The organism is Asaia sp. SF2.1, assembly GCF_000505765.1.
Lineage (GTDB): Bacteria > Pseudomonadota > Alphaproteobacteria > Acetobacterales > Acetobacteraceae > Asaia > Asaia bogorensis.
The window spans coordinates 1-1933 of record NZ_AYXS01000040.1 but is presented as its reverse complement, the minus strand read 5'-3'; the positions used below and the strand labels follow the sequence as shown (position 1 = coordinate 1933).

General features: G+C 57.1%; 3 protein-coding genes and 2 pseudogenes. All 5 read left to right on the top strand.

The features are described 5' to 3' along the window. A pseudogene (locus P792_RS37695) lies at positions 1–193 on the top strand (hypothetical protein); the annotation flags it as partial. Further along, positions 193–618 carry a hypothetical protein gene (locus tag P792_RS32205; protein WP_023979462.1) on the top strand — a complete coding sequence of 142 codons (426 nt, stop codon included), beginning with the start codon at positions 193–195 and terminating at the stop codon, positions 616–618. The pseudogene P792_RS37695 and the gene P792_RS32205, both read left to right, overlap by 1 nt. Before the next feature lie 120 nt (positions 619–738). After that, a complete protein-coding gene (locus P792_RS37125; RefSeq protein ID WP_152530251.1) occupies positions 739–1023 on the top strand; it encodes a hypothetical protein in 285 nt (94 codons plus the stop codon). Between the two features lie 151 nt (positions 1024–1174). After that, positions 1175–1720: a hypothetical protein gene (locus tag P792_RS32200; RefSeq protein ID WP_023979461.1), complete on the top strand. Its 546-nt coding sequence runs from the start codon at positions 1175–1177 to the stop codon at positions 1718–1720. Position 1721: 1 nt separating this feature from the next. Beyond that, a pseudogene (locus tag P792_RS32195) lies at positions 1722–1933 on the top strand (phage tail protein); the annotation flags it as partial.

Genomic DNA, 1933 nt, shown 5'->3' with positions numbered 1-1933 from the left:
CGACGAAGGGGCTAGCAAAGCACCGTTCATCGCCCAGATCACCGCCGATGAAACCTCGCGCAGTGGTTATAGGCCCCGCCTGCGAGACACCCTGCGCGACGGGTCGAAAACCTACACCCTGACCGATGCTAGTCCGGTTTACGATCGGGGTACGCTGTGCGGCTGGACCCTGATCGCCTCGGGAGGTTCGTGATGCTGTCCGATACCGTCTGGAACGATGCCTATGCCCGGGCCTCACGGGTGGCGGATCAGCAGTCTCTGCCGCTAGTCGACGTACTGATGCAGCCCGCAGAAGACCGGCCCGATATCCACTGGCTCATGGAAACACAGACCAGTCGATCCGACAGGTTCGGTCTGGGCGAGAGTGCCATGGAAGAAGAAGACGAGATTGCGCTGCATCTGACCATGCGTGTGAGCAGGATCTCGACGCCTGACGCGCTGACCCTGTGCAAGACGATGAGCACCATGTTTCGCGCGCAAATGCGCGAGGATGCCCCTTGGCCTGACGGGCTATTTTACGACGGCCAAAGTCTCCATCCGTCCGATCCCGATGCAACGGGAAACTGCATCAGCATGAGTCTGATGATCCGATATCGCTATCAGGTTTACTTGCTCTGAGGTGGATTCACAAAAAAAATTAAACCAGCAATCTTTCGTAGCATTATCGTTATAATAACGATATGATAGCTCTCGGGTATGCGTTACCCAAACTCGGCCTAATTGAAAGAGGACTCAACGATGAATATCGCAGTGCTTGCAGCTGTCGCCTATGCCGCTTCAATCCATCCTCAAAGTCATTTGGTCAGCCCTGCAACAACCGAGTTTGTTTCGGTTAATTCACAGTCTTCTAATTTATCCGGAAATATAGTTCCCGACAGAATCGATGGCGCTAAGCTTGAGGCTGTCGCCTATGAAAGGCCGGCTCCTGTGCAGAGTTGCAGCTATTGCAGCGATGCTTTGGCATCTTTGGGTGAGAGAGGATCGGTATTTTACTGCATTACGCATAAGATTTTGACCTGCTGACGAACTCGCCTAGCTATAATAATTTCGTCGGCCGACGAAGAAAAGCCGCCTTACTTGGGCGGCTTTTTTAATGCGCGCAGCACAGCGACGGCGACCCGCGCACTTAAGCAGATCGCCGAAACCCGCCTTCTTCCCATCCGAAAGGTTCGCGATGAAATTCTATTCCCTCGTGGAGACCGCTGACAACAGCGGTCTTTTCGTGCTGACCGGTGCTGTCTTTGACGCATCCGGCGCGTCGATCGCCCTCGACAAGGTGGCGGCCAATGTCGCTACCGGCCTGCGTGTGGCCGTATCACCCTATCGGGCTATGGGCGGCATTCCATCCCCCATCACGCCCTCGCGTGCTGAAGAAGGGGCAAGCTACGTGCTTCTGGTCGAACAGGAGGACGAGCCCGGCATATTCGCGTCTGACGGGCAGTATCTGACAAGTCAAAGCAGCGATGCCGCCCCGCTCGCACTCACCCTGCAGCTTTGCTATGGCCGCCGCGTCGCGCTCATGCGTCATCAGCCTGAAGATGGTTCCGGCGCGACGACATCTCTCGAAAAGGCATCATCGACCAACAATGCTTCGGGATCGACCGGCCCCAGCTCCGTTACCTCGGCGGGCTCCAGTTCGAATTCAGGGGCATCGGCCAACGCGGGCAGTGCCGTCAACTCCGGCGGTTCCTCTGCCACGCCTGCCGTGAAGGGAGCGTGATATGGCCTTTTCAGGTGCAACAGCAGGATTTCAGGCCGGGGTACAGGCCAATGACACCATTCTCGCCTACGCACGCGAGGTCACATATGGGGTAGCGCCGAGTGGCCCCTATCAGCGCCTGCGCCTGACCGGTGAGAGTTTCCGCAGACAGAATACGAGGCAGCGCCCTGAGGAAATCAATCCCAACTGGGAGGCCTCCCAGGCCGTCACGAC